Source organism: Streptomyces sp. NPDC021080, from assembly GCF_044333225.1.
In the GTDB taxonomy this organism is placed as follows: Bacteria; Actinomycetota; Actinomycetes; order Streptomycetales; family Streptomycetaceae; genus Streptomyces.
Map to the genome: position 1 here is coordinate 1 of NZ_JBIRQM010000056.1, position 2388 is coordinate 2388.

The 2388-nt window shown below is 67.3% G+C and carries 2 protein-coding genes; one reads left to right on the forward strand and one right to left on the reverse strand.

Going from position 1 to position 2388, the window contains the following annotated elements:
- The first annotated feature begins 177 nt into the window (after positions 1–177).
- On the forward strand, positions 178–1743 hold the full coding sequence (locus ACH4S8_RS45065) for an ISL3 family transposase (RefSeq protein WP_398405171.1): 1566 nt from the start codon (positions 178–180) through the stop codon (positions 1741–1743).
- Positions 1744–1763: 20 nt separating this feature from the next.
- On the opposite strand, the gene ACH4S8_RS45070 is transcribed toward ACH4S8_RS45065, so the two are convergent.
- Positions 1764–2306 (reverse strand): DUF6368 family protein, encoded by a 543-nt coding sequence (locus tag ACH4S8_RS45070; protein ID WP_398405170.1) that lies wholly within the window; start codon positions 2304–2306, stop codon positions 1764–1766.
- Positions 2307–2388: the final 82 nt, after the last annotated feature.

Sequence of the window (2388 nt, forward strand, 5' to 3'; positions counted from 1 at the left end):
GGGGTCTGGCACAACTTCCGTGAGCGGTCACGCGTTGTAGTTGTTGATCTTTTATGGTGGGTGCGGAAGTCGCCTTGAAATCGTTCCTTGTGCGGGTGACACGGTCGACATTCGGTGGCCGTGAACGAGGTGTTGTCCTGGATCCAGGAGCTGTTGTTCCCGTCGGTCCCCGGCATCGTGGTCGTGGCCGTAGATGCGCATGGCGATGCGATACGCGTCGAGGCCCGGTGCACACCCGTCGGCGCCGCCTGTCCCGACTGTGCGCAGTGGACAAAACAGGTCCACAGCTCCTACCTGCGGTTTCCGGCGGATCTGCCCACTGCCGGGCGACGAGCACAGCTCGCGTTGCGGGTTCGGCGGTTCTTCTGCACGGTCCCGGCCTGCAGCCGACGGACATTCGTGGAGCAGGTGCCGGGACTGACCCGCCGCCACGGCCGGGTCACCGAGCGGCTGCGCCAGGCGATGAGTGAGATCGGGCTGGCCCTGGCGGGCCGGGCCGGTGCCCGCCTCGCCAGGGTCATGGGCATCGCAACCAGCCGCACCACGCTGTTGCGACGGGTGATGGACCTGCCCGACCCGACAGCGACGCAGCCCCGTGCCGTCGGCGTGGACGATTTCGCGCTCCGGCGCGGCCACGTCTACGGAACGGTCGTGATCGATGCTGAGACCCACCAGGTTCTCGACCTGCTGCCCGAGCGCGACGCCGCCACCCTCGCCCCGTGGCTCGCGGCTCATCCCGCGATCGAGGTCATCTGCCGCGACCGGGCCAGCGCCTATGCCGAGGCGGCCGACATCGCCGCACCGCAGGCCCTGCAGGTCGCCGATCGGTTCCACCTCTGGCAGAACATCGCCGCCGCGGTCGAGAAGACCGTCGCCGACCACCGCTCCTGTCTGCGCGACCTGCCGCCGCCCAGCCCGGAACCCGAGCCCGCATGGGAGACGCCGGCCGAGGCAGCACCCGGCCAGGAGGCCGAAACGGATGACCCGACCGGCAGGTTCGCCGAACGGGCCCGCGCCCACCACGCTCTCGTCCACGATCTCCTCGCCCAGGGCATGGGTCTGCGCCGCATCGCCCGTCACCTGGGCTGGGGACGGCACACCGTCCAGCGGTACGCCCGCGCCGCCCGCTGGCAGGACATGGTCAAGGGCCGCAAGCGGCAACTCCCCAGCAAACTCGACCCGTTCAAGCCCTACCTGGCCGACCGCTGGGCCGAGACCGACGGGAACGTGACCATCCTCGATCTCCACCGGGAGATCAGCGCACGCGGTTTCCGCGGCCACTACACCCTCGTCCACAGCTGGATCCGGCGCGAGCTGCCCCGGCAAAAAGGCATCACTCCCGCTCCACCGCCGCCATCAATACGGCAGGTGACCGGCTGGCTCACCCGCCATCCCGCCACCCTCACGGAGGAAGAGAAGCTGCACCGCAAGGCCGTGCTCGGCCGCTGCCCGGAACTGGCCTCCGCCGCAGAACTGACCAGTTCGTTCGCGGAGATGCTCACCACCCTCAGCGGTACCCGTCTGCCCGAGTGGATCAACGAGGCCACCGACGCCGAACTGCCCGGCATCAGCAGCTTCGCCACCGGCCTGAACAACGACCTCGCCGCGGTGACCGCCGGACTGACCACCGACTGGAACTCCGGACCGGTCGAAGGAGCAGTCAACCGGATCAAGATGCTGAAGAGACAGATGTTCGGCCGCGCCGGCTTCAGGTTGTTGCGTAAACGGGTACTGCTCGCGTGAGCCGACCGGATGAGTTCCGGCTACTTCAGAAGCCGGAAACCGGACTGTTTGCTCCACTCTCTGAGCAACTCTGCTGAGCCGTACACAGCAGGCCACGGATCAGTCGTCGTTGCGACGATGCCCGGAAGACCAGCGACGATCGGCACCTGGTCTTCTCGCAGTTCCGCGTTGGCGACGCCACCGATCACGTCCATGATGGCGGCGGTCAACAGGGCTGTGACGGCGTGGTCGACCGGACTGTTGCAGAACGCGATGACGTCGACAGCGTGGGTCGGGGTGAAGCCAATGAGAGGTTCCTGGTCGGCTTCGTCGGCATGCTCGGCCCCGAAGATGGCCTCCTCACCGATACCGGGCCCCATGAAAGAGACCAGGACGGGCCGAAGCCTGTCGACACCCGCGGTGTCCGTGATGCCGAGACTGTCCGCACGAATGTGCAGGTCGTACTCGCCGACCCGCTTCTCCTCAAAGCGCGCCGATGAGCGAACCAGAAATTCGCGAAGTCGCTGGATCGCCGAGTGCGGGACCGCCTCCGCCAACTCGATCACCAATACCGGTCCGCTCATGGCGACGGAGCCTAGCCAGTCAGGACGGCTGCCCCCAACCAATTACTCACCGTGCACGCTTCACGGAACTTGTGCCAGACCC